The sequence below is a fragment of the Bacteroides sp. genome, from assembly GCF_029057325.1.
Lineage (GTDB): Bacteria > Bacteroidota > Bacteroidia > Bacteroidales > Bacteroidaceae > Bacteroides.
The window spans coordinates 1-26890 of sequence record NZ_JAICZW010000023.1 but is presented as its reverse complement, the minus strand read 5'-3'; the positions used below and the strand labels follow the sequence as shown (position 1 = coordinate 26890).

The 26890-nt window shown below is 50.6% G+C and carries 21 protein-coding genes; 15 read left to right on the top strand and 6 right to left on the bottom strand.

From position 1 onward, the window contains the following. Window positions 1–2 precede the first annotated feature (2 nt). From K2G43_RS01640 to nagB, 15 genes are all read left to right on the top strand, one after another. Window positions 3–233, top strand: coding sequence for an NVEALA domain-containing protein (locus K2G43_RS01640; protein ID WP_300152803.1), 231 nt, complete (start codon window positions 3–5; stop codon window positions 231–233). Window positions 234–417: 184 nt separating this feature from the next. Next, window positions 418–1428 (top strand): 6-bladed beta-propeller, encoded by a 1011-nt coding sequence (locus tag K2G43_RS01635; protein ID WP_300152802.1) that lies wholly within the window; start codon window positions 418–420, stop codon window positions 1426–1428. Between the two features lie 28 nt (window positions 1429–1456). Beyond that, window positions 1457–1660 carry an NVEALA domain-containing protein gene (locus K2G43_RS01630; protein ID WP_300152801.1) on the top strand — a complete coding sequence of 68 codons (204 nt, stop codon included), beginning with the start codon at window positions 1457–1459 and terminating at the stop codon, window positions 1658–1660. A gap of 40 nt (window positions 1661–1700) precedes the next feature. Beyond that, window positions 1701–2552: a DUF1573 domain-containing protein gene (locus K2G43_RS01625; RefSeq protein WP_297642203.1), complete on the top strand. Its 852-nt coding sequence runs from the start codon at window positions 1701–1703 to the stop codon at window positions 2550–2552. A gap of 16 nt (window positions 2553–2568) precedes the next feature. Beyond that, complete coding sequence (locus K2G43_RS01620; protein ID WP_300152800.1) at window positions 2569–4110, top strand: transglutaminase domain-containing protein; 1542 nt, start codon at window positions 2569–2571, stop codon at window positions 4108–4110. Window positions 4111–4117: 7 nt separating this feature from the next. Continuing rightward, window positions 4118–5020, top strand: coding sequence for a signal peptidase I (gene lepB / locus K2G43_RS01615; RefSeq protein ID WP_300152799.1), 903 nt, complete (start codon window positions 4118–4120; stop codon window positions 5018–5020). Between the two features lie 305 nt (window positions 5021–5325). Next, window positions 5326–6939, top strand: a complete 1614-nt coding sequence (locus tag K2G43_RS01610; protein ID WP_300152798.1) for an O-antigen ligase family protein — start codon at window positions 5326–5328, stop codon at window positions 6937–6939. Between the two features lie 242 nt (window positions 6940–7181). After that, window positions 7182–8411, top strand: a complete 1230-nt coding sequence (locus tag K2G43_RS01605; RefSeq protein ID WP_300152797.1) for a DUF4934 domain-containing protein — start codon at window positions 7182–7184, stop codon at window positions 8409–8411. Window positions 8412–8612: 201 nt separating this feature from the next. Then, window positions 8613–9686 (top strand): efflux RND transporter periplasmic adaptor subunit, encoded by a 1074-nt coding sequence (locus K2G43_RS01600; RefSeq protein ID WP_297642198.1) that lies wholly within the window; start codon window positions 8613–8615, stop codon window positions 9684–9686. Between the two features lie 51 nt (window positions 9687–9737). After that, window positions 9738–12806 (top strand): efflux RND transporter permease subunit, encoded by a 3069-nt coding sequence (locus K2G43_RS01595; RefSeq protein ID WP_300152796.1) that lies wholly within the window; start codon window positions 9738–9740, stop codon window positions 12804–12806. Beyond that, on the top strand, window positions 12803–14281 hold the full coding sequence (locus K2G43_RS01590; protein ID WP_297642196.1) for a TolC family protein: 1479 nt from the start codon (window positions 12803–12805) through the stop codon (window positions 14279–14281). Before K2G43_RS01595 ends, K2G43_RS01590 begins: the two co-directional genes overlap by 4 nt. Before the next feature lie 56 nt (window positions 14282–14337). Next, window positions 14338–17604 (top strand): efflux RND transporter permease subunit, encoded by a 3267-nt coding sequence (locus tag K2G43_RS01585; protein WP_300152795.1) that lies wholly within the window; start codon window positions 14338–14340, stop codon window positions 17602–17604. 115 nt (window positions 17605–17719) lie between these two features. Further along, window positions 17720–18649 carry a TIGR01212 family radical SAM protein gene (locus K2G43_RS01580; RefSeq protein ID WP_297642194.1) on the top strand — a complete coding sequence of 310 codons (930 nt, stop codon included), beginning with the start codon at window positions 17720–17722 and terminating at the stop codon, window positions 18647–18649. A 62-nt stretch (window positions 18650–18711) separates the two neighbouring features. Beyond that, on the top strand, window positions 18712–19911 hold the full coding sequence (locus tag K2G43_RS01575) for an FprA family A-type flavoprotein (protein ID WP_297642193.1): 1200 nt from the start codon (window positions 18712–18714) through the stop codon (window positions 19909–19911). A gap of 110 nt (window positions 19912–20021) precedes the next feature. Continuing rightward, window positions 20022–20834, top strand: a complete 813-nt coding sequence (gene nagB / locus K2G43_RS01570) for a glucosamine-6-phosphate deaminase (protein ID WP_297642192.1) — start codon at window positions 20022–20024, stop codon at window positions 20832–20834. Between the two features lie 81 nt (window positions 20835–20915). On the opposite strand, the gene K2G43_RS01565 is transcribed toward nagB, so the two are convergent. From K2G43_RS01565 to K2G43_RS01540, 6 genes are all read right to left on the bottom strand, one after another. After that, window positions 20916–21830: an Rpn family recombination-promoting nuclease/putative transposase gene (locus K2G43_RS01565; protein WP_300152794.1), complete on the bottom strand. Its 915-nt coding sequence runs from the start codon at window positions 21828–21830 to the stop codon at window positions 20916–20918. Window positions 21831–22368: 538 nt separating this feature from the next. Then, window positions 22369–23391 carry an AI-2E family transporter gene (locus tag K2G43_RS01560; RefSeq protein WP_300152793.1) on the bottom strand — a complete coding sequence of 341 codons (1023 nt, stop codon included), beginning with the start codon at window positions 23389–23391 and terminating at the stop codon, window positions 22369–22371. A 73-nt stretch (window positions 23392–23464) separates the two neighbouring features. Continuing rightward, window positions 23465–24079, bottom strand: a complete 615-nt coding sequence (locus tag K2G43_RS01555; RefSeq protein ID WP_297642205.1) for an L-threonylcarbamoyladenylate synthase — start codon at window positions 24077–24079, stop codon at window positions 23465–23467. A gap of 13 nt (window positions 24080–24092) precedes the next feature. Further along, window positions 24093–24521, bottom strand: a complete 429-nt coding sequence (locus K2G43_RS01550) for a hypothetical protein (protein WP_300152792.1) — start codon at window positions 24519–24521, stop codon at window positions 24093–24095. 166 nt (window positions 24522–24687) lie between these two features. Continuing rightward, window positions 24688–26430, bottom strand: coding sequence for an AAA family ATPase (locus tag K2G43_RS01545; protein ID WP_300152791.1), 1743 nt, complete (start codon window positions 26428–26430; stop codon window positions 24688–24690). A 36-nt stretch (window positions 26431–26466) separates the two neighbouring features. Then, the coding region (locus K2G43_RS01540) for an HAD hydrolase family protein (protein ID WP_300152790.1) at window positions 26467–26890 on the bottom strand (424 nt) is incomplete at its 5' end.

The following is a 26890-nucleotide window of genomic DNA, read 5'->3' as shown; positions in this document are numbered from 1 at the left end:
ATATGAAAAAAACAATGAAAGCTGCATTTGTTGTAGCAGTAGCAGCAGTGATAGGATATGGTGTATATGAAAATCAGCAGGCAGATACAATGTCTGACATGATGCTGGCTAATGTGGAAGCGTTGGCGAGTGGGGAAGGTAGTGCAATGTGTCCCAATGGCTGTCTTAGTGATGGTAATGGGTGCCTGTGCCACTATTGGTTTCCTACTTATAGAGAGGCAGGCAACAATTAAAATTTCTAATCTAATGAATCGGTAGTATAGTAAATTGTGTATAATCTATCATTCAGAAGTGTGTAACATTGAAGAATCGCTTCTTTTGTAGATGTGAAAAGAAGTGATTCTTCACTATGTTCAGAATAGAAGAGATATGCTTATACTACGAATAATCATGGTACTTATTAAAAAGAATTATAGAATGAGAGACATAAAAAAATTATTGGTCATATTATTATCTTGTATGATAGGAAGTTGTAACAGCGACTCTGATACAGAGAAATATCAACAGAAGCGTGATAATATTGTTGATGTACACACCTTGATAAAAGAAGTTCCTATAGATGATGTTCTGATAGGTTCGATAGCTCGTCCTTTTTTGTTGAATAATTATTTGATTATTGGTGATTATAAGTCTTCTGATAAGCTGATACATATATTTGATAAGAATGATTTTAGCTATTTGGGTAGTACAGCTGATGTAGGCCAGGGGCCGAACGAGATAACAGTGATGGGACATATTGGCATAAATGAAAAGGAACGTTGCTTTTATGTGTCTGATCATGGTAAACTAAAAATATATAACTATGACATTGATAGTGTTTTAGTCAATTCGGATTATGTTCCGACAGTAAAAGCAGAAATGAATATGACTCGATTCCCGGATAGGTATCAATACATAAATGATACATTGTCTGTCGCATTGATGATTGAACCGACCAGTGCTTCTACATTCAATCAGGCTGTTGCAAAATGGAATATACAGTCCGGAGAGTTTACCCCTATGGAATACCGTCATCCGGATATAACGAAAAAAAGAATAAGTTTTGCTATATCACCGGAAGATAGTGTATATGTGGAATGCTATACATACCATGATTTGATATCTATATGTAAGTTGGATGGTAATTTGAAATGCAATGTTTATGGTCCGGCATGGGATAAGGAAGAGTCTAAAAAAATTCATCATTATGGAAATGTTGTATTTTGTGGCGATAAGATTGTAGCTTCATATTCAGGGGGAGATAATATGTCGGATGCGTATCATCCTACTCGTTTTTTTGTATTTGATTTAGATGGTGATTATTTGAAAACATTAGATGTTGGTTACCATATTGTGGATTTTTGTTATGACAAGGATAATAATAGGATTATTATGAATTTGAATGATGAAATTCAGTTTGGGTATTTGGATTTGAAAGGAATTATCTAATTTTTTAAATTTGTTTACAATGAAAAATATGTTTTTTTTAGTTGCAGTTATTTTAGTTGCAGGCTATAACTTGTTGTGTAGCAAAGAAAATAAAATGTCGGATTTGGTATTGGCTAATGTGGAAGCATTGGCGGAGGATGAAACTGCAACGCCGCCTTGTGTGGATTATGGAACTGGTTGTTTGGATGGTGAGTATTGGTTCCCGTATATGCGTGAAAATTGGTGGATATAATTAGCGTTTTAAGCTTATGAACATTAGGTGTTGGGTAAGTATGTTTATTTTCTTTTTTCTGATTTCTTGTGGAAATCAGAAAAAAGAAAGTCTTGAGTTTTTGTTGCAGACATGGAACGGAAAAGAAGTCCTGTTTCCAGAAGACTTGACATTTACAATGAAGGGTAAAGACACTGTAGATTTTTCGTTATCAGGAAAATATAAAATCCTTACTTATGTTGATTCTATAGGTTGTATAAGTTGTAAGTTGCAATTGGGGAAATGGAAAACCTTGATGAAAGAAATGGATGTGGCAGGAAAAAATTCAGTGAAATTTTTGTTTTTCTTCTCTCCTGAAAAAAGAAGGGATTTTTTGGGAACATTAAAATCGGAGGATTTTGACTACCCTGTTTGTCTTGATGACGAGAATAGGTTGAACAAGTTAAATCATTTTCCCTCAGAAATGGCTTTCCAAACTTTTTTGCTTGATAAAGACAATAAAGTTCTTGCCATCGGCAACCCCATTCACAACCCAAAAGTAAAAGAACTCTACCTGAAGATTATCCGAGGTGAACAGATAGAACAAGAGAATGCGAGCAAGCAGATAATAACCAAAGTTGGTATAGACAGGACCTCTGTTTCGTTGGGTAATTTTAACTGGCAGGAAGAGCAAAAGGCGACTTTCACCTTGAAGAATACAGGCGACAAGCTATTGGTGATACAAGATGTTGCTACCTCTTGTGGCTGCACCACCGTATCTTATTCTAAAGAACCGATACAGCCGGGCAAGGAAACCACCTTGGAAGTGGCTTATAAAGCCGATCGCCCCGAACATTTTGCCAAGACAATCACCGTATATTGCAATGTGGAGCATTCTCCGTTGACCTTGAAGATTAGCGGGGATGCGGAATGATAGAAAAAGAATAGCCATGCGAATACCTGAAAACAGAATATTCCGATGTTTCCCGGTGTGGGGATGCCTGCTGGCATTGTGCTTCCTGTCGTGCCGCCGGGATGCCGCGCTGGAGCGTGCCTTGACCTTTGCCGGCGACAACCGGCAGGAGCTGGAACATGTGTTGCTGCACTACAAGGATGACAGCCTGAAACTGGCCGCCGCCCGCTTCCTGATAGAGAACATGCCCTACCACTTCTATGAGGAGGAATTTTATACGCTGCCCGGCGGGAAGAGATACCGCCCGCAGCTGACGGACTTCCCCACGGAAGAGGCGTGCAAGGCGCATCTCGACTCGCTGGCAAGGGCGGGACGCATGCCGCAACGTCACCGCTACAAAGACATCCGGACGCTGGACAGCGCATTCTTGGTAAGGAACATCGACCTTGCCTTCGAAGCGTGGCGGAAGCCTTGGGCGAAGCAGGTGCCGTTTCCTGTTTTCTGCCGCTACATACTGCCGTACCGCATCAGCCGGGAATACCCTTCGGGACTTCGGGAGGAGATGATGGAAACGTTTATCCCTATGCTTGATTCTGCCGGCGTCACCACTCCGCTGGAGGCATGTTCGCTGCTGAATGCGAGGCTGGGAACCGTGATGAAGTATAAAAAGAATCTCTTGCCTTTCTATCCCACCATAGAGGAGACGTATGTCTGGGGAGGTGGCTTGTGTGAAGGTATGTGCGACTTAGGCTTGTTCATCATGCGCGCCGCTGGCATACCGGTGGCGATGGAAAAGACGCTCTGGACCCGGATGGATCGGGGACACCATTGGGGAGCCGTGTGGCAGGACGGACGTTTCCACTGCTTTGGTCCCGGGGAACAGCTGCCGGGTGAGCATCTGTCGGTATTGAACCGCAGGGGGCATTTGAGACCCGCCAAAGTGTATCGCTCCCATTTCGACCTTCATTCCGTGCCCGGCGGAGAGGAAAGTGCGGATGACGGCTATGCCACCTGGCTGAAAAGCCCCTTGCTGGAGGATGTCAGCTTGGAGTATATCAAGGATCCTGTCGAGGTGCGTGTGGCGACCGACCGCGTCCGGGAGTTCGCGGATGCGACGGGGCAGGTCTATCTCTGTGCCTACAATTACTATAAGTGGGAACCCGTCGCGTTGGGCTGCCGCACCGATACGGTCTGCCTGTTCCGCGGGGTGGGAGGCGACAATATCTTTCTGGTAGCCGATGCTCCCACGGGAGGGCGACTCCGCTTCCTGACCGCCCCGTTCTATATGGATGCGCACGGGCGCATACGCAAGTTCGTTCCCCGCCCGGAACGGGTGCAGGCGTTCACGTTCCCGAAACGGAAGAAACTGCTCAATCGTCCATATACACTGTATTATTGGAATGTGGAGACGGATTCGTTCTCGCCGCTGGAATACAGCAGTACCGCCGATTCTACCCAAAGCTATACGAATATCCCGGAGAATGCGCTGTTGTGGTTCACCGTGCCCGATCGTATTGTGAACCAGCGGGTGTTCTATCTGGAAAACGACAGCGTGATAACCATGAACCTGATAAGATGAGAGGAGAATGGACAGGATGGAAACGAAGTGGAAAGCAACCGTGAAAAAATGGTTCGGCCGGTTGACGAACGCCGCCTTTTACCTTTGCATGCTTGTCGTGGCCTATACCCTCTTGCAGGTGTTCGTGGTGACCTCTTTCAGAATACCCAGCGATTCGATGGCGCCTACCTTGTTGCCGGGCGACTATATTCTGGTGGACAAGTGTTCGGGCGGCGCGCGCCTGTTCGACCTCTCCGATGCCCTGGACGGGAAGGAGGTGGAGATACGCCGCGTGCCGGGCTGGAGGAGGTATCGGAGGAACGACGTGCTGGTGTTCAACTTCCCCTACCGGCCGGGGCGCTGGGACAGCATCGCCTTCGACGTGATGCGCTACTACGTGAAGCGTTGCGTGGCGGTGCCGGGCGACACGCTGGAAATCAGGAGCGGACACTACCGGATAGCAGGGCATGCCGGAGATGTCGGCTACCTGCCCGCCCAGGAGGCGATAGCCTTGCTGCCCGACAGCGGGGCCACGGGCGTGCAGATGACCACCTTCCCCTGGAACAAGGATTGGGGCTGGACGGTGAAGGAGTTCGGCCCGTTGCCGGTGCCCGCCGGGGGGCAGGTGGTGGAGATGGACTCCGCCTCGTGGCTGCTCTACAGGCAGCTGATAGAGTGGGAGCAGAAAAAGAGATTGCGCATGGAGGCGGACGGCCGCACCTATCTGGGCGACAGCCTGATACGCGAATACCGCTTCCGGGAGAACTATTACTTCGTGGCGGGCGACAAGGCGGACAATTCGCAGGACTCCCGCTACTGGGGATTACTGCCCGAACCGTTTGTGGTGGGTAGGGTCTGGCGGATATGGAAGTCGGAAGAGAGAAGTACCGGAGCCGTCAGGTGGAACAGGGTAGGAAAGAGAGTGGAATAGGGTTTTATGAAGAAGTTATCGGGAGTTTGATATAAGGAATCTATCATGCCGCATGGTAATTGAAGATGTGTCAAAACAAGAAAAGGATCATGAAATGATAGATATTAGGCACGGATTACACGGATTTACACGGTTTTCTTCTTAATTAATTCTGTGAAATCCGTGCCTAAAAGAAAGTGAGATGCCTGTTTTGACACACCTACAGCCCAACGGGCGGGGTGGTGGAGAACACAAAGCAAGAGTATTGGCTTCTAACTCCTTCTAACTCCCGATAACTCCTTCTAACTCCTTAAATAAAAAAAAGTATGGACAAATTAAAATACATTTTGAGTGCCGTGTTGCAAGGCATGGGCATTGCGGCGATGCTTGCCCTGCCTCTGGTGTCGGATCCGACGCTTCCCGCCGGCGAGACGGCGGGGCAGTGGGTGGGATTCGACCGGGGGGCCATTGTGGCGGCGGCAGGTATCTTGTTGGGATTGTTGGTCTCGTTCCGGTTGGCTGTCGGGAAAAGGGCTTTGTCCGTTGCCGGTGCCGTCGGCGGTTCGTTGATGCTTTTGGGGGGCGTTCAGGCGGCTTTGGGGCTGCTTCAGCTCTACGGCTATGCCGCTTCGCGCCACTCGCTGTATGCGATGACGGGGAGCTTCTTCAACCCCGGACCCTATTCCGGCTATCTGGCGATGGTGCTTCCCATCTGCCTGCACCGATGGCTGGCGGACGAGGGACTGAAGAAGAGGGTTTCCGGCGCAGTGGCATTGCTGATTCTTTGTGTGCTTCCGGCGGGCATGAGCCGTTCGGCATGGGTGGCGGCGGCCGTCTCCTGCCTGTGGGTGTATGGCTGCCGGGCCGGTTGGCAGGAAAAAATCCGGTGCTGGTGGCAGGCCCACAGGCGGCAGGTGCCGGTGCTGGTAGCCGGCGGCGGATGCCTGCTGGTGCTGGCGGGCTTCCTGCTGTTCACGTTGAAGCCCGACTCGGCGCGGGGGCGCCTGTTTATGTGGAGGATGTCCTGCCTTGCCATTGCGGAGAAGCCCTTGACGGGTCACGGCGCAGGAAGCTTTGCGGCGGCCTACGGCGATGCGCAGGAGGCCTATTTTGCGGCGGGCGGTTTTGAACCGTGGGAGGAGCGGGTGGCGGGCAGTCCCGAATACGCCTTCAACGAATACCTGCAAGCGGCGGTGGAGCTGGGCATTCCCCTGGCGCTCTGCCTGACGGGCATTGTCGTCGGCTGCCTCTATGCGGGGATGCGGAAAGGACGTTACGGCATCTGCGGGGCTCTCCTTTCGCTGATGATCTTCTCCCTCTCCTCTTATCCGCTGCAACTTCCGGCGTTCATAGTGACGCTGGCGGGGCTGCTGGCGGCGTGCGTGTCGGGCAACGGCCGGCGGGAGTGGCTGGTGGCCGCCCTGTTGGCGGGCTGCATCGGCGGCTTCCGGCTGAGGTCCGACGTGCGGACGGAGCAGTCTTGCTGCGAATGGACGAATGCGCGCGTGCTGTATCATGCCGGCGCTTACCAGTCGGCGGAGAAGGAGTACGAACGGCTCCATTCCCGGCTGGGCGGCCGGGCGGCCTTCCTGTTTGAATATGGGCACGGGCTGCACAAGCAGCAGAAGTATGCTGCCTCCAACCGCATCCTGAAGGAAGCCCTGAAGCACAGCAGCGACCCCATGATACTGAACATCATAGGCAAGAACCACCAAGCCATGGGCGACTACCGGGCCGCGGAAGCGTGGTTCCTCCGTTCCACCCACCGGCTGCCGGGACGCATCTATCCCTACTATCTGCTGGCCAAGCTTTATTGGGAGCCCGGTTTCTATCAGCCGGACCGGCTGGAGGAGATGAAGCGGATGGTGCTGACGAAAGAGCCGAAAGTGCACTCCACGGCTATCCGCCAGATGAGGGAAGAGGTGGAGAAAATGAAATGATTACGTTTTTTTAGTATTTTAACGGTTTGAAATAGTTTTGAGACGAAATAATTCAGTTTATTTGTAGAGAGATTAGTATTAATAGGAAGAGAAAGGAGTTACCGGGAGTTAGAAGGGGTTATCAGGAGTTAGAGGCCGATACTCTTGTTTTTGTGTTAGCAGAGCTATTGACTTCTAACTCCTGATAACTCCCGATAACTCCTGATAACTCCTGTTAACTTCTTAACCACAAAAAACAGCTTATGAAGAAAAACTGGTTGTATGCGGCTTGTTTGGCCGGTATGGTGGCTGCTTGTTCGGGCACTCCACAACGTGGAAATGAGGATTTATGCTCCGTCGATGTGGCGGGTGCCATGGAGAACCTGACGGAATTGAAACTTTCCGAACTGGGTAAGGATGTGCGTTATGTGGCTTTGGAAACTACAGATTCGTGCCTGATTGGGGCGAATCCGACTATCTTGCTGCTGGATAAATACATAGTTGTCTCGTCGCGGAAGGATTGCTTTGTCTTTGACAAAGCGGACGGACGGTTCATCAGCAAGGTGGGACATGCCGGAGAGGATCCGGAAGCTTATTCCGGTGCGGTACCTACTTATAATGAGGTGGACGGGCTTTTCTATTTTCTGCGTCGCCCGAATACCTTGCAGAAGTATGATGTGCAAGGCAATTATCGGGGAAAGGTGACGATACCTACGCCTCCGGTGGCGCCGGGGGATTTTGCCTTTACGGATTCGCTGATTATCGGGCACTACAACAGCATCGGCCAGGGCTATAATGAACGGGCGTTGCTGTTCTTTAATGAGGCGGGCGAGCAGGTGGATACGGTTCCCAGTCTGTTCCCTGTCTTGCCGGAGAAGCAGATAGGGGATATACAACAGATTTCGGTCAGGAAACAGGGCGTTTCGGCGGTGGTGCTTACCGTGTTCAAGGACGGTGCCCGGTCGGCGGCCATCAGCGGGCATCCCTTCTTGTGGAAGTTGAATGGCGAAGTGCGGTTCAAGGAGAGTTTCAATGATACGGTTTATACGGTGAAGCGCGACGCGCTGGAGCCCTCTGTGGTATTCAGTACCGGCAAGTGGCATTGGGGAGCGGAGGCGAGGACCGATGCGAAAGACAATGAATCGCGTCTGCTGGTGGGAGCTGTCTTTGAGACGGAGAACAATATCTTCTTCCAATGTACGCGCGGACTGTATGCTGAAGACCCGGTGACCTACAACGGCATTTACGACCGCAAGTCCGGCACTACCCGCATGTATGCCGAAGAGGAAGGCTTCACAGACGATTTGAGCGGATTCATGCCCTTCCGTCCTGTGGTGTGCAGCATGCAGGGAGAATATGCGATGCTGGTCGGTATGGACAAAGTGATGGAATGGCTGGAAGAGCATCCGCAAGAAGCTGGAAACGAGAAACTGGCTGTGCTGAAAACATTGACGGAGGATTCCAATCCGGTAGTGGTGGTGACAGTACCCTGAGGGAATGCTGTGACGAAATGGAAGGAGTTGGTATAAGGATATAAATAGGCACGGATTTCACGGATTACACCGTTTTTCTTCTTGGGTTAATTCGTGTATTCCGTGTAATCCGTGCCTGAAAGAAAACAGTAGGAGATTTGTTTTGATGCCACTCCTTACTGATGAAATGAAGTAGAATTTATTTTTGATAATTGATTGAATATGAAAACACAGAATTATCGATGCCTGCTTTGCCTGGCCGCTGCCTTGCTTGCCGGTTGCTCCGATGCCGGAAAGGACAAGGAGGCGGAAGAGGGGGTGGCTACGGTGCTGCCGAGTGAAAACAACGAGGTGACTGTGACCGTGCTGAAACGGGGCGTTTTTGAACACGAACTGGTGAGCAACGGAAAGGTGACCGCCGGAGCCATGGCGGACCTGCGCTTTGAGACGGCAGGCGTGGTGGCGCAAATCTATGTGAAGAACGGCGACTTCGTGCGCAAGGGACAGAAGCTGGCTGAACTGGACAAATTCCGCCTGAAGAACAAGACGGCACAGGCCAAGGATGCTCTGGAGAAGGCGGAGCTGGAGTTGCAGGACGTATTGATCGGGCAGGGCTATCCGGTGGGGGATGTCTCCAAGGTGCCTGCCGACATCATGAGGCTGGCACGCGTGAAGAGCGGTTACGACCAAAGCCGTTCACAGTATGAGCTTGCCGAGTATGAGGAAGAGCATGCGACGCTGGTGGCGCCCTTTGACGGCGTGGTGGCGAACCTGTTCTCCAAACCGTTCAACGAGGCAAGCACTTCGGAGGCTTTCTGCACCGTTGTCGGCACGCAGGGCATGGAGGTGGACTTCACGGTGCTGGAGAGCGAACTGCCGCTGATAAAGAACGGCGACCGGGTGATTGTGACCCCTTATTCGGATGCCGGTGCCAAGCAGGAAGGACGCATCACCCAAATCAATCCGCTGGTGGATGAAAAAGGAATGGTGAAAGTGAAGGCGGCCGTCGGCGGCAAAGGAAAGCTGTTCAGCGGCATGAATGTGCGGGTGAACGTGCACCGCTCGCTGGAGGGACAGCTGGTCATCCCGAAGAGCGCCGTGGTGCTGCGATCGGGCAAGCAGGTGGTCTTCACCCTGAAAGACGGAAAAGCGCAGTGGAACTACGTGCAGACCGGACTGGAAAATGCCGACTCTTACAGCATGGCCGACGATGCCCTGAAAGAGGGAGATACGGTCATCGTGACAGGCAATGTGAACCTGGCACACGAGGCACCGGTGAAGACAATTGAAAATTGACAGTCGAGAGTTGACAATTGAAAGTTGATAATTCATAATTCAAAATTAATTTTGGTAAAGTTCTTGATACAACGGCCTATTGCCGTACTGATGGCATTTACAGCATGCTTTATTGTGGGGATGGTGACTTATTTCACCTTGCCGGTATCTCTGTTGCCTGATATTGCCATTCCGGAAATCACGGTGCAGGTGTCGGCACAGAACACATCGGCACGCGAATTGGAGAATACGGTGGTGAAACCGCTGCGCCAGCAGTTGATTCAGGTGGCGAAGCTGAAGGATATGGACAGCGAGACGCGCGACGGGGCAGGTATCATCCGTCTGAGCTTTGATTATGGCACGAATACCGACCTTGCCTTCATCGAAGTGAACGAGAAGATTGACGCCGCCATGAACAACCTGCCCAAGGACACCGAACGCCCCAAAGTGATAAAGGCAAGCGCGACGGATATTCCTGTCTTCTATCTGAACCTGACATTGAAGAACGACAGCGCGTATGGAAAGACGGACGAACGCGCCTTTCTGGATTTGTGCGAGTTTGCGGAGAATGTGATCAAGCGCCGCATCGAACAGCTTACCGAGGTGGCGATGGTGGATGTCACCGGACTGCTGGAACGGCAGTTGCAGATTGTACCCGACCCGGACAAGCTGGCCGTGCTGGGACTGACCGTGGAAGACATCGAAAAAGTGCTGTTACAGAACAATGTGGAGCCGGGAAGCATGATTGTGCGCGACGGTTACTACGAATACAACATCAAGTTCTCTACCCTGTTGCGCACCGAGGAGGACGTAAGGAACATCCTGCTGCGCAAGGGGGGACGCATTGTCCGCTTGGGAGATTTCTGCCGGGTGGAGGTGGTTCCGGTGGTGGAGAAAGGAGTCTCCATAAGCAACGGTAAGCGTGCCGTCACCCTCGCCGTCATCAAGCAGGCGGATGAGAACATGGATGACATGAAGCAGGCCGTGAACCAAACGATGGATTATTTCAGGAAGGTATATCCGGACATCGATTTCAGCGTCAGCCGCAACCAGACGGAATTGCTGGATTATACCATCTCCAATTTGCAGCAGAACCTGTCGTTGGGATTCCTGTTCATCTGCATCGTGGCGGTGCTCTTCTTAGGAGACATCAAGTCGCCGTTTATCATCGGCTTGAGCATGGTGGTGTCTATTGTCATCTGTTTCTTGTTCTTCTACTTCTTCAATATGTCGCTCAATATCATCTCGCTCTCCGGACTGATTCTGGCACTGGGTATGATGATTGACAGCAGCATCGTCGTGACGGAGAACATCTCGCAATATCGGGAACGGGGCTATTCGCTGAAGCGGGCATGCGTGGCGGGCACCAGTGAGGTGATTACGCCGATGCTGAGTTCGTCGCTCACTACTATTGCCGTCTTTGTGCCGCTGATATTCATGAGTGGCATTGCAGGGGCACTCTTCTACGACCAGGCATTTGCCGTGACGGTGGGATTGCTGGTCTCTTATTTCACGGGCATCATGCTGCTGCCGGTGCTCTATATACTGGTCTATCGGATGGGATTGCGCGGCAAGTCGTGGTTCTCACGCGTCCGCATCAACAATCCGCTGAAGGAGCATACACTGGATCGTTTTTATGATGCCGGAGTGGATTGGGTATTCTCTCATAAGCTGATAAGCACCTTGTTCTGTGTGGTCTCCATTCCGCTGTGTGTCTTTCTGTTTTTCTTCATCGGCAAGGAGCGTATGCCCGAGATAGACCAGAATGAACTGATAGCCCGTGTGGAGTGGAACGAAAACATCCATGTGGACGAGAACCGCTACCGGGTGGACCGGCTGTTCAAACTGCTGCTGGATGAGACGGTGGAACAGACCGCTGCTGTCGGGCAGCAAGACTATCTGCTGAATCGGGAGCAGGCCCTCTCTTCTTCGGAAGCGGAGTTGTACTTCAAGACAGCCTCTCCGGCAGAGATAGTCCCCCTGCAAGAGAAGGTCTATCGCTGGGTGAAGCGGGAATATCCGCTGGCCGTGGTCTCCTTCACTCCCCCCGAGACGGTGTTTGAGAAACTTTTTGTGACCGGTGAGGCCGATGTGGTGGCAGAACTTTATGCCCGCAATAAGGAGAAAGCGCCTGTGGCGGGCGAGTTGAGCGAGCTGGAACAGCGTTTTACTGCATCGACGGGGGTGGCTCCTACCGGCATCGCCTTCGAAAATCAGTTGAACATAAGTATCTTGCAGGAGAAACTGCTGCTTTACGATGTGGCGTATGAAGAGCTCTATCGCACGTTGAAAACTGCTTTCAAGGAGAACAGTGTGGCGATGCTTCATTCTTATCAGCAATATCTGCCCATCAGCATTGTGGGAGAAGAGCGGACGGTGAACGAGGTGCTGCAACAGACCCTGATACAGACCCGGCCGGATGATAAGGGCAAGGTGGAATATATACCGTTGCGGGAGTTGGTAAGGGTACGCCCCGCCGAAGACCTGAAGACGATTACGGCAGGGCGAAACGGCGAATATATACCGTTCCGCTTCTATGAAGTGGCCGATGTTCCGGCACTGATGGAGCAGGTGAAGCGGGAGGCGGATGCTACGGAAGACTGGGACACGGCTTTCTCCGGCAGTTTCTTTTCCAACCGGAAGATGCTGAACGAACTGGTTGTGATTCTGTTTGTCTCCATTCTGCTGATGTACTTCATCCTGGCCGCTCAGTTCGAGAGCTTTGTGCAACCGTTCATCGTGTTGCTGGAAATTCCGATAGACGTGGCGTTTGCCTTGCTGCTGTTGTGGGTATGCGGGCATACGCTGAATCTGATGTCGGCCATCGGACTGATTGTGACGTGCGGCATCATCATCAACGACTCCATCCTGAAGCTGGATGCCATCAACGAACTGCGGAAGGGGGGGATGCCGTTGCTCGAAGCTATTCACGAGGCGGGGAGGAGGAGGCTTCGGCCTATCATCATGACGTCGCTCACCACGATATTTGCCATGGTGCCGCTGCTGTTCTCGTTCGATATGGGTTCGGAGTTGCAGAAGCCGCTTTCCATAGCCATGATTGGGGCGATGTTTGTGGGGACGCTGGTCAGCCTGTTCATCATCCCGTTGATATATTGGTTTATTAATAGAAAAAAGATATGAAAAATAATAGATTGATTTTTGCACTGGCTTTTATCATAGGAGTGTCTTCGCTGCAAGCGCAACAGCGGATAACGCTGGATTTGCAGCAGACCATCGCATTGGCGAACGACAGCTCGCTGGAAGCCTTCCGTACCAAGAACATGTATTTGGCCGGTTATTGGGAATTCCGTACTTATAAGGCGAACCGGCTTCCCAGTCTGACCCTGAACATGACTCCGGCACAGTATAACCGCGACATCACCAAGCGATATGATTCCGAGCAGGACCTTGACATTTATCGTAGCCAGCAATCTTTCTACGCATACGGGAACCTGGCCATCCGGCAGAATTTTGACCTGACGGGAGGTACCTTCTATCTGGATACCGAATTGGGCTACATGCGGAGCTTCGGCGGCAATAAATATACCCAGTTTACCAGTGTGCCGGTGCGTCTGGGGTATTCACAGAGTTTGATCGGATACAACCCTTTCCGCTGGGAACGCAAGATTGAACCGCTGAAGTATGAGAAGGTGAAGAAAGAGTATATCTACAATGCCGAGCAGGTATCCGAAAAGGCCACCAGCTACTTCTTTGCGCTTGCCATGGCGCAGGCGGAGTATGATTTGGCAAAGGAGAACGCCATCTCTACCGACACCCTCTACCGCATCGGCATGCAGCGCCTGAAGATAGCTGCCATCAGCCGTGCCGACCTGCTGACACTGAAACTTGACGTGGTGAATGCCCGCAATACTTTGCAGAATGCCACCAGCGCCTTGAAGCGTGCCATGTTCTCGCTTGCCTCTTTTCTGAATATGGAGAAGAATACGGACATCCGGGTGGAGCTGCCGGGGCGTCCGCGGAGGCTGGACATACCGGTGGACGAGGCTTTGCTGGCGGCGCAAACCAATAATCCCGAGTTCCTGGAACTTCGTCAAGGGGTATTGGAAGCCGAACAGAATGTGGACAAGACAAAGAAGGAATCCCGCTTCAATGCCAGCATCAATGCCAGTGTGGGTTTCAACCAGGTGGCGGAGAAGTTCGGCGAGGCCTACCGGAATCCCATGCAGCAGGAGATGGTATCGGTCAGTGTATCCATCCCATTGGTGGATTGGGGCGTGCGGAAAGGCAAATACAATATGGCAAAAAACACGTTGAATGTGGTGAGAACTTCTGCCCGGCAGAGTGAAATCAACATCGAAGAGGAAGTCATCATGACCGTGAGCGACTTCAACGTGCAGCAGGACCTGGTGGCGAGTGCCGAAGAAGCACTTGACCTTGCCATACTTGCCTATAACGAAACCCGGCAACGCTTCATCATAGGCAAGGCCGACATCAGCAGCCTGACCCTTTCGCTGAACCGTCAGCAGGAGGCGCAGCGGAACTACATTTCCGCCTTGCAGGATTATTGGTTGAATTATTATAAAATCCGCAAGCTCACCTTGCACGATTTTGCTTCCGGTTTCTCCCTTTCCGAGAAGTTCGACTACGACCAGTAATTAGAAGTCCCCCCATAACTCCAAAATCATAACTCATAACTCTGAAATCATAAATCATGAAGTCCGCTTCTTCTTTTACCGTCATTGTGACGTTTGTTTGCCTTGCTTTGGTAGGTGTGGCGCTGATACCGCTGCTTCCCGTCAAGTTGAATCCATCGCGTAGCCTTCCCGGTTTTACGGTGAGCTTCAATATGCCGGGCACTTCGTCGCGGGTGGTAGAGATGGAAGTGACCAGCAAGCTGGAGTCCATGCTGGCCCGCATACGGGGGGTGAAGAAGTTGAATTCCACCTCAGGCAACGGGTTCGGCAATGTCACCGTGGAACTTGACAAACATGCTGACGTGGATGCCGTTCGTTTTGAGGCTTCCACCGTCATCCGGCAGACGTGGCCGCAACTGCCCGATGGGGTCAGCTATCCCACCATCCGGATGAAGGTGCCCGATGAGAAAGCTTCGCGTCCGTTCATGTCTTTTACGTTGAATGCCCCTTCCACTCCGATTTTGATTCAACAATATGCCGATGAACACATCAAACCGCGGTTGGCGACGATTCCGGGTATCTATAAGGTGGAACTCAGCGGTGCTACCCCCATGGAGTGGCGATTGGAATATGACAGCGAACAACTGCGGCAGTTGGGAGTGACGTTGTCGGATATCAGTGCGGCTGTGCAACGGCATTACCGGAAGGAGTTTTTGGGAACGCACAACGTTGATACCGGTAACGGAAGCCGTGAATGGATACGCCTTGCCATGGTGCCGGAGGGCAATTCCACCGGATTCAATCCTGCTGCCATAACCGTGACGACTGCCGACGGTAAACTGCTGCACTTGGACGAATTGGTGTCGGTTGCCCGTATGGAGGAGGAGCCGCAGGGGTATTACCGCATCAACGGCTTGAACTCTATTTACCTCTCCATTACAGCGGAAGAGTCGGCAAACCAGTTGCAACTGAGCCGTTCCGTGATGAATGCGATGGAGGAGATCAGAGAGGGGCTTCCTGCCGGTTATGAAGTGCATACCAGCTATGACGCTACCGAATATATACGCGAGGAGCTGGACAAGATTTATTTCCGTACCGGCCTGACGGTGCTCATTTTGCTTGTATTCGTGTGGCTCATTACGCGCAAGCTGAAATACCTCTTTCTGATAGTCACCAGTCTGGCGGTGAATATAGCGGTAGCACTCATTTTCTACTATCTCTTCGGGTTGGAAATGCAACTCTATTCACTGGCAGGTATCACCGTTTCGCTGAACTTGGTGATAGACAGCACCATCGTTATGACCGATCACATTTTGCACCGTCGCAACCTGAAGGCCTTCATGTCGGTGTTGGCAGCAACGCTTACTACGATGGGAGCATTGGTCATCATCTTCTTCTTAGACGAGAAGATACGACTCAACTTGCAGGATTTTGCGGCAGTAGTGATTATCAATCTGGCCGTTTCTCTGCTGGTGGCATTGTTCTTTGTGCCGTCTATGATAGAGAAGCTGAAGCTGACGAGAGGACAAGTTGATGAGTTGACGAAGGGACAGGGACATAAGGGAACAAGTGGACAAGAGAGGGTACAAGCGGATACTTCCTTCCTCGTCCCCTCGTCTCTTCGTCCCCTTATCTCTTCGCTCACTCATTTTCTGAAGCGTTTTCCGGTTTATTTTTCCCGTTGTTATGCCGGGATCATTCGTTTATTGTGTCGTTGGCGTTGGGCGGTTTGCCTGTTGTTGCTGTTAGGTTTTGGGCTGCCTGTCTTTCTGTTGCCTGAGAAGGTGGAAGGAGAGGGAAAGTGGGAGAGTGCCTATAATAAGGTGTTCGGTTCGCAGACTTATAAAGAGTCTGTGAAACCCATCGTGGATAAGGCATTGGGAGGCAGCTTGCGGCTTTTCATACAGAAGGTGTACGAGGGAAGCTACTTCACCCGCAATGAGGAAACTGTGCTTTATGCCAATGCCAACCTGCCTAACGGAAGTACGCTTGAGCAGATGAACACGTTGATAAAGCGTATGGAGACTTATCTCAGTCAGTTCAAGGAAATCAAACAGTTTCATTCTTCCATTTATAGTCCGCGGCGTGCCAGCATACAGGTCTATTTCAAGAAAGAAGCCCAAAACAGCGGTTTCCCCTATACGTTGAAGTCCAATATGATTAGCAAGGCGTTGCAGCTGGGAGGCGGTAGCTGGGGCATTTACGGGTTGCAGGACCAGGGATTCAGCAACGATGTTCGTGAGAGTGCCGGTTCCTATCGCATCAAGATGTACGGCTACAACTACGACGAGCTTTACGAGTGGGCGGAGGAGTTGAAGGCGAAACTCTTGACACATAGGCGCATCAAGGAGGTGCTCATCAACTCGGAGTTTTCATGGTGGAAAGACGATTATCAGGAGTTCTACTTCAACCTGAACAAGGAGCGCATGGCGCAGGAGGATATTAACGCGCAAGTGCTTTTTGATGCCGTACGCCCCATCTTCAGGAAGAACATGGAGATAGGGACGGTGGTGACAGAACAGGGGACGGAAAAAATCAAGCTCTCCTCCCGACAGTCGTCGGAGTATGACATCTGGGCAATGCAATTTTTCCCATACGGTGTGGGCGGCGATAAGCACTACAAACTTTCCGAACTGGCCGTGGTGGAAAAAGGGCAGATGCCGCAGGAGATTGCCAAGGAAAATCAGCAGTATCGCCTTTGCCTCCAATACGAATACATTGGTTCCGGTGAGATGGGGCGCAAGATACAGAACCGCGACTTGGAGGAGTTCAATAAACTCTTGCCAATGGGCTATACCGCAGAATCGGACAGCAACAGTTGGGCGTGGGGCAAGAAGGACAACCAGCAGTACCTGTTGCTGTTGGTGGTGATAGCTATCATCTTCTTTACGACCAGCGTCTTGTTCAACTCGCTGAAACAGCCGCTCGCCATCATCTTTGTGATTCCCGTTTCCTACATCGGGGTGTTCCTCACCTTCTATTGGTTCCGGCTGAACTTCGATCAGGGAGGTTTCGCCTCATTTGTGTTGTTGTGTGGCATCACGGTGAATGCCAGCATCTATATCCTGAACGAGTACAACAGCATCCGCCGCCGTTTTCCCCGCCTGTCTGCCCTTCGTGCTTATGTCAAGGCATGGAATGCGAAAATCATTCCTATTTTTCTTACGGTGGTTTCTACTATTCTGGGTTTTATCCCTTTTATGGTTGGCACGGATAAGGAAGCTTTTTGGTTTCCGTTGGCGGCGGGTACCATTGGTGGATTGGTGATGTCTGTCATCGGCATTTTCTTTTTCCTTCCGGTGTTTGTGTTGAGGCGCCGCGACCTGCTGCGGGATAAGGCGTAAGCTCCGGATAAAAAGCTTGTACCTGTCAAGTAGGGAAATAATAGGGCAGAATTTCTCCTTTTTTCAACCGCATCCGCCGGAAATACTCTATATTTGCCTATCATAAATGCGATGTATGGAGACAAGACCTGTTTTATATAATGAGTTCCCACTCTTTCTGAAGCGTTATTTCCCCTACAAGGTGCAGAAAATATCGCTGAATGCTGGCTTTACGTGTCCCAACCGTGACGGGAGCAAAGGTTATGGAGGATGTACCTATTGCAACAACCAGACCTTCAATCCGGATTATTGCCGTACCGAAAAATCCATTGCGCAGCAACTGGAAGAAGGAAAGTCGTTCTTTGCCCACAAATATCCGGAAATGAAGTACCTGGCTTATTTTCAGGCATACACCAATACGTATGGCGAACTAGAGGAGTTGAAGCGGAAGTATGAGGAGGCATTGGCGGTGAACGAGGTGGTGGGGCTGGTCATCGGCACCCGTCCCGATTGTATGCCCGACGATTTGCTGCGCTATCTGGAAGGGGTGAACAAACATACTTTCCTGTTGGTGGAATATGGCATCGAAAGCACGGATGATGAAACCCTCCGCCGCATCCATCGCGGACATACTTTTCAGGCTACCGTCGATGCGGTGGAACGGACAGCGGCTTGTGGCATCCTGACCGGCGGGCACGTCATTTTGGGACTGCCGGGCGAGACTCCTGAAAGCATCGTGGAGCAGGCCGACATATTGTCCCGTTTGCCCCTCACCACCTTGAAGATGCATCAGTTGCAATTGATACGGGGCACCCGTATGGCTTCGGAGTATCAGCAACATCCGGAGGACTTCCATCTGTTTGATGTGGAGGAATATATCGCCCTTGTGATAGACTATATCGAACACTTGCGTCCCGATTTGGTACTGGAGCGCTTCGTTTCCCAGTCTCCCAAAGAGCTCCTTATTGCGCCCGATTGGGGATTGAAGAACTATGAATTTAATCATCGGGTTCAAAAAAGAATGAAAGAACTTGGCGCATATCAAGGCCGGAAGTATGAAATGTGAGAAAAAAGAGCTATTTTTGCCGAAACTTATAATAGTATGTCTGAACTAAATAGAGAATGACAATGAATCCGAAGAGTTTGATAAAAGGAAAAATCCATTATGTGGGAGTGAACGACCGGAACAAACATCTGTTTGAAGGCATGTGGCCGCTTCCATACGGAGTCTCCTATAATTCTTATCTGATAGACGATGAAATAGTAGCGTTGGTCGATACGGTGGATGCTTGTTTCTTCGAAGTGTATTTGCGCAAGATAAAAAACATCATTGGCGACCGTCCCATTCAATACCTTATCATCAATCACATGGAGCCGGATCATTCAGGTTCTATCCGCTTGATAAAGCAGCACTATCCCGATATCGTGATTGTGGGCAACAAGCAGACTTTCGGCATGATAGAAGGGTTCTATGGCGTGACGGGTGAGCAATATATGGTGAAGGATGAAGATTTCCTTGCGTTGGGTCATCATAAACTTCGCTTCTACATGACTCCGATGGTGCACTGGCCCGAAACGATGATGACTTTTGACGAAACGGACGGTGTATTGTTCGCAGGTGACGGATTCGGCTGTTTCGGTACTGTGGACGGCGGTTTCCTCGATACACGCATCAATTTGGATAAATACTGGAACGAGATGGTGCGTTACTATTCCAATATCGTAGGCAAATATGGCTCTCCGGTGCAGAAAGCATTGGCAAAGCTGGGCAATCTGCCCATTTCTACCATCTGTTCCACGCACGGACCGGTGTGGACGGAAAATATCGCGAAAGTTGTCGGCATCTATGACAAACTGAGCCGTTATGCGGCCGACGAAGGGGTGGTCATTGTTTACGGTTCCATGTATGGCAATACGGAGCAGATGGCCGAAACCATCGCGGCGGAACTTTCTGCACAAGGTATCAAGAATATCGTGATGCACAATGTGAGCAAGAGCAATCCTTCCTATATCCTTGCCGATATCTTCAAGTATCGCGGGCTTATTGTGGGCAGTCCCACTTATAGTAACCAGATTTATCCCGAAGTGGAGGCATTGCTCTCCAAGATATTAGTACGTGAAGTGAAAGGGCGTTATCTGGGCTACTTCGGCTCCTTCTGTTGGGCGGGAGCCGCTGTGAAGCGCATGGCTGAGTTTGCCGAAAAGAGCAAGTTTGAAATCGTGGGTGACCCTGTGGAGATGAAGCAGGCAATGAAAGACATCACTTACGAGCAATGCGAGAATCTGGCACGTGCCATGGCAGACCGTTTAAAGAAAGACAGGGAATAGTGATAAGCAATGAGTGATTGGTGATAAGTGCTGAAACTCACAGATTGCTTATCACTAATCATTCTCCCTAATCATTAAATCCATTTATTAACCTAATAAAATTTATTGCAATGAGACTAATCATTCAACCGAATTATCAATCCGTATCGAAGTGGGCGGCACATTACGTGGCTGCCAAAATCAAAGCTGCCAATCCGACACCTGAGAAACCGTTCGTATTGGGATGTCCCACCGGCTCTTCTCCTCTGGGCATGTACAAGGAACTGATTGATTTGAATAAGAAAGGCATTGTATCTTTCGCTAATGTAGTTACTTTCAATATGGATGAGTATGTTGGCCTACCTAAGGAACATCCGGAAAGCTACTACTCTTTTATGTGGAACAACTTCTTCAGCCATATCGACATCAAGCCGGAGAATACCAACATCTTGAACGGCAATGCCGCTGACCTTGAAGCTGAATGTGCACGTTACGAGGAGAAAATCAAATCGTATGGTGGCATCGACCTTTTTATGGGCGGTATTGGTCCTGACGGACACATCGCTTTCAACGAGCCGGGTTCATCATTGACTTCACGTACCCGTCAAAAGACGTTGACTACCGATACCATCATCGCCAATTCCCGTTTCTTCGACAATGACGTGAACAAGGTGCCCAAGACGGCTCTGACTGTGGGTGTAGGTACTGTACTCAGTGCAAAAGAAGTGATGATTATTGTAAACGGACATAACAAGTCCCGTGCTCTTTATCATGCAGTAGAGGGTCCTGTGATGCAGATGTGGACTATCAGTGCCTTGCAGATGCACGAAAAGGGTATCATCGTTTGCGACGATGCGGCTACAGAAGAACTGAAAGTGGGCACTTATCGCTACTTCAAGGATATCGAGGCCGATCATCTGGATCCGGAAAGCTTGCTGAAATAAGCGGATAGAACGATAACTAAAATAAGCGCATTGACACAACAAGGCTCTTTAAGCCGGTAGTCAATGCGCTTCTTTTGTAATTTAGCAATTGGCTATTTCCTCAGATGACAGGCCGGTTGCATGGGCTATCAGGTCATCATCCATGCCCAACTCTTTCATTCTGCGGGCGGTGTCTATAAGCTGCCGGTGTTTTCCTTCTTCTATTCCTTGCTTCATCCCTTCTTCCATCCCTTTCTCCATCCCTTTTTTCATCCCTCTTTCCATCCCTCGTATTTCAGCCGTTTCCATGACGCTGAACCAGTCGCGATAGGCTTTCAGGCTATCTTCGTACTCATACCGTTCTTTTCTGTCGAATTTGGCGATTTCCGCCACGTCGAACAGGCGTTGGAAGATTTTCTCGCGCAAGATGTCCGGTCGTTTCTCCAGTGCGCCCAGATGGCGGATGGCATACATCCATTTGTCGAACATGGATTCCAGTTCATCCTCTTTCTTGATAAAGTTGGGCATTTCCAGGTAGATGAAGGTCAGCTTGTCGTAGAACAGCTCCTTGGTGCGGGTATCCAGCAGTTTCACTTCGTGGTAATACTCCTTGTTGCGGCTGTCCGTGAAGCAGAAGTTCAGGATGCCGATGGTGTACACGCCTTTCAGCTCGTAGTTCCATACTCCCTTGGGGGCTTGTTCGCGGATGGCGAAAGAGGAATAGTAGATACTGCGGTCTTTGAAGAACTGCTGTTCGCCCTTTTGCATTTCTACCACAAACATCTCGCCGTTGTTGTTCTTGCAATAGACATCGAATACGGCTCGGCGGTCGTATTCTTGGGTGCCGATGTGCTCGGTGTTCAGGTAAGTGATATCCTCTATCTCCTCGCGTCCGTGGAGCAGGGCGTTGAGAAAGCTGATGAGCAGGTCTTTGTTCATCTCGGTGCCGAACAGCTTCTTGAAGGCGAAGTCGGTATAGAAATTGACGTATCTGTCGATGATTCCTTCTGTACACATAGGCATTTGGTTCTTTGGGTTTGATAAAATAGATTGTGCAAAGGTAATGTTTTGCAAGGAAAAGAGGTGTAATAGTCTGTTAAACTTTTATTTGAGTGGTGTCTTCCCGGGGCGATTTATAGAAAAGAACAGAGATAGAAGATACTGTGCACAAGTTTTTTATTTATTCCTTTCCTATTTTATAATATAACCAATCCGATAGTCGTCATTGCCACCTTGAAGAGTAATGATTAGAAACTGCATAGGCCATCTTTCGATATCTTATAGTTTAAGTCACGGAACTATTCTGCTTGACTTCCTTTGGGAAAAGGATAAAGCTATGTGGTAAAACTGCTCTTCTTGCATCTTAAACTTTATCTCAGCAGCTGAGATATACATCTCAGCAGGCGAGATGTACATCCCGGCGGCTGAGATGTATATCTCGCGCCGCGAGATGAAGTTTTCCTTTAGTGTGAATCGTTTTTATTAACCGGGAAAGAGACTTTTCTAACCGGATTGTGGGTGTTTGATGTATAGTGTCTCGTTCGCATGACATTCATTATTGCCTGCTGATTTCCCCCTTCTCCAGATATCCCTTCTTGAACATGTCCACAAACAGGAAGAACAGCGAGAGGAGCAACGGGCCGAAGATGATGCCCATGAACCCGAAGAGGGAAAGTCCGATGACCACCCCGAAGACGGTGATGAGCGGATGGATGTCGGCCATTTTCTTTTGGATGATGAAGCGTATCAGGTTGTCAAGCTGCGAGATGACCGCACCGCCATAGATGGCAAGGCCGATGGCCTGAAACCAGTGTCCCATTAGTGCCATGTAGGCGGCTGTGGGGAGCCAGACCAGTGCCGTCCCTACCATCGGAATCATGCTGGCGAAGCAGGTCAGGAAGCCGGCAAACAGAATGTTGGGAGCGCCGAAAATCCAGTAGCCTATCATGGATACCCCTCCCTGTATGACGGCCAGCAGGGGGATGCCGATGGCGTTGGAGCGGACAATCTGGTTGATTTCGTTGATGACGTTTTGCCTGTTGGCGGCGTTGAAGGGCAGCAGGTCGTTGACGTAGCGTTCCATCTTCTTGCCGCCTATCAGCATGAAGTAGAGCACGAACGCCAGCACGAAGATATTCACGGCAAAGCTGCTGATGCCTCCCATGACGGCTTGCCCGATGCGGGGAAGGATGGAGATGAGGTACGAGATCGTGTCTTCCCCCAGGATGTAGTAGCCGGTTTTGGCTTGGATGATGCTGGCTGTTTCTTCAAGGGGCGTTATGATGGCTTGCGGGTCTAGCTTGATATTTTGTAGGTTGACCACCGCCAGCCACACTACCAGGGCTAGCGGTACCAGAAAGCAGAGAATGGCTTCTGCCGTGATGAGGGTGGCGGCTATGCTACGTCTCATCTTCCGTCGGTCGGAAAGGTATATCATCTGTTTTCTTACCAGGATGTAGATGGTCAAGGCTCCCAGCAGACCGCCGATGAACGGTGCGATATGCCGAAAAAGGACGATGCCCAGTCCGATAATGATGGCTATCAGCGAATACTTCCAGTATATTTCCTTTGTTCTCATAGGGCTTTTATGTTTCTTCTTCTTGATTAAAGAAACATAAAAGAGGGGAGAAAGGTTTGGAAAATAACCGGTTTTATCCCTCGTCCAGCCAGCCTACTCCTTGGCGAACGATTTCCGCCTCCCCGTGGGTGCAGTCCACTATAGTGGAACCTTCCATGCCGCCAATGCCGCCGTCGATAATCAGGTTAACGGTGTTGCCGAACTTCTCGTCTATCAGTTCCGGGTCTGTGCAGTATTCCATCTCTTCGTCCTCCTCGTGTGGCAGTGTCGTGGTCATGATGGGGGCGTCCAGCAGGCGAGCTATCTCGCGGATGATGGGGTGGTCGGGCATGCGGATGCCCACTTCCTTGCGGTTGCGGAATATCTTGGGCAGACGGGTGGTGCCGTTCAGGATGAAGGTGAAGGCTCCGGGCAGGTTGCGCTTCATCAGTTTGAAGGTGGCGTTATCGACTTTGGCATATTCGCTCACCTTGCTCAGGTCGTAGCAGATGATGGAGAGGTTGTTCTTTTGGGGGTCGATGCCTTTCAGGCGGCAGATGCGCTCGATGGCGCGTTCCTTCAGCCCGTGGCAGCCGATGGCATACATGGTGTCGGTGGGGTAGATGAGGATGCCCCCGTCGTTCAGCAGGTCGACGATGCGTTGCAGGTCGGCAGGGCTGTTGTTCTTCTCGTATAGTTTCAGCAGCATGGCGGATGTGGGGTTAGGGTTCTGTATTGCAGACAAAAGTAAGCAATAATCGGCTTATTGCCAAGCGAATTATGAAGAGAAGGGGGCGTCCTATGAAATATGTGGCATCAGTGATAATCGGTTTCAAGAAGGTCAAATTTTCTTCTCTGGACTTATTCATCAGTTCTCCTATCATAATCAATGCCTGCTGGTTATGCCATTGTTCGCCATCTTTCGTGCAGCGGATTGAGTCAAGCCACTGGGAATGGCTGTTATAGAATTTTGAGCAGTTCTGTCCGGCAAGAAGAATGAAATCATGGTTCTTTTCTATACCTCGTGGGTCAAAATAGTGATAGTTATAGCCTGCCTTTATCTGTGCCTTCTGTGCGAATAAAAAAGGTGAGCAAGATAAAAGTACAATGAAAAAGCCTATGATTTCTTCTTTGGCAGTCAGTCTTTTCATAATCTTTCTTTTGTTTTCCGCAAAGAACTAATTATTTTAGTTTGCAAACTAATATTCCTCGTTAAATTAAACTAAAGGACTTAGTTTGTCCGGGAACTGACGCATTTATCTGTTGTCATCACGTAGAATACCCATATAAGTAAGGAATATCTACGTATAGCATACTTTACCTTTTCAGCATCTCCTTCTCCAGCTTCTTTATCTTCTTCCACGCCTCCTTGAACTTGGGGCAGAGGGTGACGGCCTTCTCGTAGTTCTTCATCGCTGCCTCCTTCATGCCGTGCTTCAGACACTCGTCACCCATGATGATGTATTCGCGTGCATACTTCACAAGTGCCTTCTCCTTCTCTATGGCGGCTTGTTTCAGGGTGCGGTTCTCTTCCTTCAGGCGGTTGATGACGTTCAGTTTGCGACGGATGAGGCGCTGTACGTTGGGTTTTTCGATGTCGTAACGGGAGTGGATGGCTTTGAAGAACTCGTTTAGGAAGGTATCGAAGTCCCCCTTGTCGAAGGCTTTGGCGGCGGCAGCGTATTGCACATCAGCCTGTGCCTGCTTCAAGGCGCGGTCGATGGCGGCGCGGTTGTTGAAGCGTTCGGAGAAGCTGACTATCTCCGGACGGACAAAAACATCGGCACGGCTGATGGGCTTTTTCAGCTGGATGCCCTCCAACGAGGTGCAGCGGCTGAGCGCCACGTAGGTCTGTCCGCCGGCAAACACGCCGCCGGTGAAGTCGATGACCACCCGGCTAAATGTCAGTCCCTGGCTCTTGTGGACGGTAATCGCCCAGGCAAGGCGTATCGGATATTGCTTGAAGGTGCCCAATACCTCCTCTTCAATCTCTTTCTTCTCTTCGTTGTATTTGTAGCGGATGTTGTTCCATAATTCCTGTTTCACGTCACACTCCTTGCCGTCATCGGTGATGACGTAGAGGGTCTCTTCGATGGGGTCGAAGCCGCTGACCGTGCCGATGGTGCCGTTCACCCAGCGGCGGTCGAAGTCGTTCTTAATGAAGATGATTTGCGCGCCCGGTTTCAGCACCAGTTCCTGCGAGGTGGGGAGGCTGCTCTCAGGAAAGTCGCCCGTGATTTCTCCATGGAAGGTGACCGGGTCGCCGGGAAGTGCCGCCAGCTTCCGTTCGTTGATGTAGTCCACCTGGTCGCGGCGGGTGGCGAGGGTGATGTACATGTCGGCTTCTGATTGCTCTATTTGGGTGCCGTAGCGGGTGTTGAGCAGTTGCAGGTCGGTGGCGCCGACGGTGTTGTTGCGGATGTGGTCCAGCATTTGGATGAACCTGCTGTCCGTCTGCCGATAGACTTTCTGTAGCTCGATGGAGACTAAATCTATCTGTCCGAACACCCTTGCCGAGAAGAAGTAGGGGGTAGGGTAGAAGCGATTCAGTATCTCGCGCTCGTCCCCTTTGACGACCGGTTCCAGCTGGAACACGTCGCCCACCAACAGGAGTTGTTTGCCGCCGAAAGGCTCGCGCAGGTTTCGGGAATAGACGCGTAGGATGCGGTCCACGGCATCAATGATGTCGGCACGCACCATGGAAATCTCGTCGATGATGACAAGCTCCAGCTCTTCCAGCAGTTTGCGGTGGGGTTTGGTGTATTTGAAGAACTCGTGGATGCGTCCCCGTTGCAGGCTGAAGTTGGGGTCGTTGGGTAACAGGGGGTAGAAGGGCAGTTTGAAGAAGCTGTGCATCGTGCTGCCTCCGGCGTTGATGGCGGCGATGCCCGTAGGGGCAAGGACGACATGTTTCTTCTTGGTGTTCTCGCAGATGTAACGCAGGAACGTCGATTTGCCCGTACCTGCCTTCCCCGTCAGGAAAACAGACTGGCGGGTGTACTTGATGAGGTTCAAGGCATCTTGAAACTCTTTGTTCTGGGTGTCGGGGACGAAGTTCAATTCAAAATTAGAGAATTAAAAATAAAGAAGGAGTTGTCAATTGTCAATTATTCCAAACCGTTTCAGTGCATTCGCTATGCCGTCCTCATCCACGCTGGTGGTCACGTAGTCGGCAGCGGCTTTCACATCCTCTTTGGCATTGCCCATTGCCACACCGATGCCGGCGTGTTGAAGCATGCTGATGTCGTTTCCTCCGTCACCGAAAGCCATGGTTTCTTCCAGATGGATGCCGAAGTGGCGGATGATTTGGTCGATGCCCTTCTGCTTGGTGTTCCCTGTGGCGGTCATATCGACAAAGGCGGGATGCCAGCGGCCCATTTCGCAGTTGGGCACGTCGGGCAGTACTTCCTTTTCTTCTTCGGCATTGATGAAAGGGGTCATTTGGTAGATGGCCTTTCCGGCAAGAGCTTCGGCGTAAGGGTTCGCCTCAATGGGAACTACCTTTAACTGGCGGTGGAAG

Coding starts and splice junctions, on each gene's coding strand:
- K2G43_RS01640 (WP_300152803.1), top strand. CDS start 3: ATGAAAAAAACAATGAAAGCTGCATTTGTTGTAGCAGTAGCAGCAGTG.
- K2G43_RS01635 (WP_300152802.1), top strand. CDS start 418: ATGAGAGACATAAAAAAATTATTGGTCATATTATTATCTTGTATGATA.
- K2G43_RS01630 (WP_300152801.1), top strand. CDS start 1,457: ATGTTTTTTTTAGTTGCAGTTATTTTAGTTGCAGGCTATAACTTGTTG.
- K2G43_RS01625 (WP_297642203.1), top strand. CDS start 1,701: ATGTTTATTTTCTTTTTTCTGATTTCTTGTGGAAATCAGAAAAAAGAA.
- K2G43_RS01620 (WP_300152800.1), top strand. CDS start 2,569: ATGCGAATACCTGAAAACAGAATATTCCGATGTTTCCCGGTGTGGGGA.
- lepB (WP_300152799.1), top strand. CDS start 4,118: ATGGACAGGATGGAAACGAAGTGGAAAGCAACCGTGAAAAAATGGTTC.
- K2G43_RS01610 (WP_300152798.1), top strand. CDS start 5,326: ATGGACAAATTAAAATACATTTTGAGTGCCGTGTTGCAAGGCATGGGC.
- K2G43_RS01605 (WP_300152797.1), top strand. CDS start 7,182: ATGAAGAAAAACTGGTTGTATGCGGCTTGTTTGGCCGGTATGGTGGCT.
- K2G43_RS01600 (WP_297642198.1), top strand. CDS start 8,613: ATGAAAACACAGAATTATCGATGCCTGCTTTGCCTGGCCGCTGCCTTG.
- K2G43_RS01590 (WP_297642196.1), top strand. CDS start 12,803: ATGAAAAATAATAGATTGATTTTTGCACTGGCTTTTATCATAGGAGTG.
- K2G43_RS01585 (WP_300152795.1), top strand. CDS start 14,338: ATGAAGTCCGCTTCTTCTTTTACCGTCATTGTGACGTTTGTTTGCCTT.
- K2G43_RS01580 (WP_297642194.1), top strand. CDS start 17,720: ATGGAGACAAGACCTGTTTTATATAATGAGTTCCCACTCTTTCTGAAG.
- K2G43_RS01575 (WP_297642193.1), top strand. CDS start 18,712: ATGAATCCGAAGAGTTTGATAAAAGGAAAAATCCATTATGTGGGAGTG.
- nagB (WP_297642192.1), top strand. CDS start 20,022: ATGAGACTAATCATTCAACCGAATTATCAATCCGTATCGAAGTGGGCG.
- K2G43_RS01565 (WP_300152794.1), bottom strand. CDS start 21,830: ATGTGTACAGAAGGAATCATCGACAGATACGTCAATTTCTATACCGAC.
- K2G43_RS01560 (WP_300152793.1), bottom strand. CDS start 23,391: ATGAGAACAAAGGAAATATACTGGAAGTATTCGCTGATAGCCATCATT.
- K2G43_RS01555 (WP_297642205.1), bottom strand. CDS start 24,079: ATGCTGCTGAAACTATACGAGAAGAACAACAGCCCTGCCGACCTGCAA.
- K2G43_RS01550 (WP_300152792.1), bottom strand. CDS start 24,521: ATGAAAAGACTGACTGCCAAAGAAGAAATCATAGGCTTTTTCATTGTA.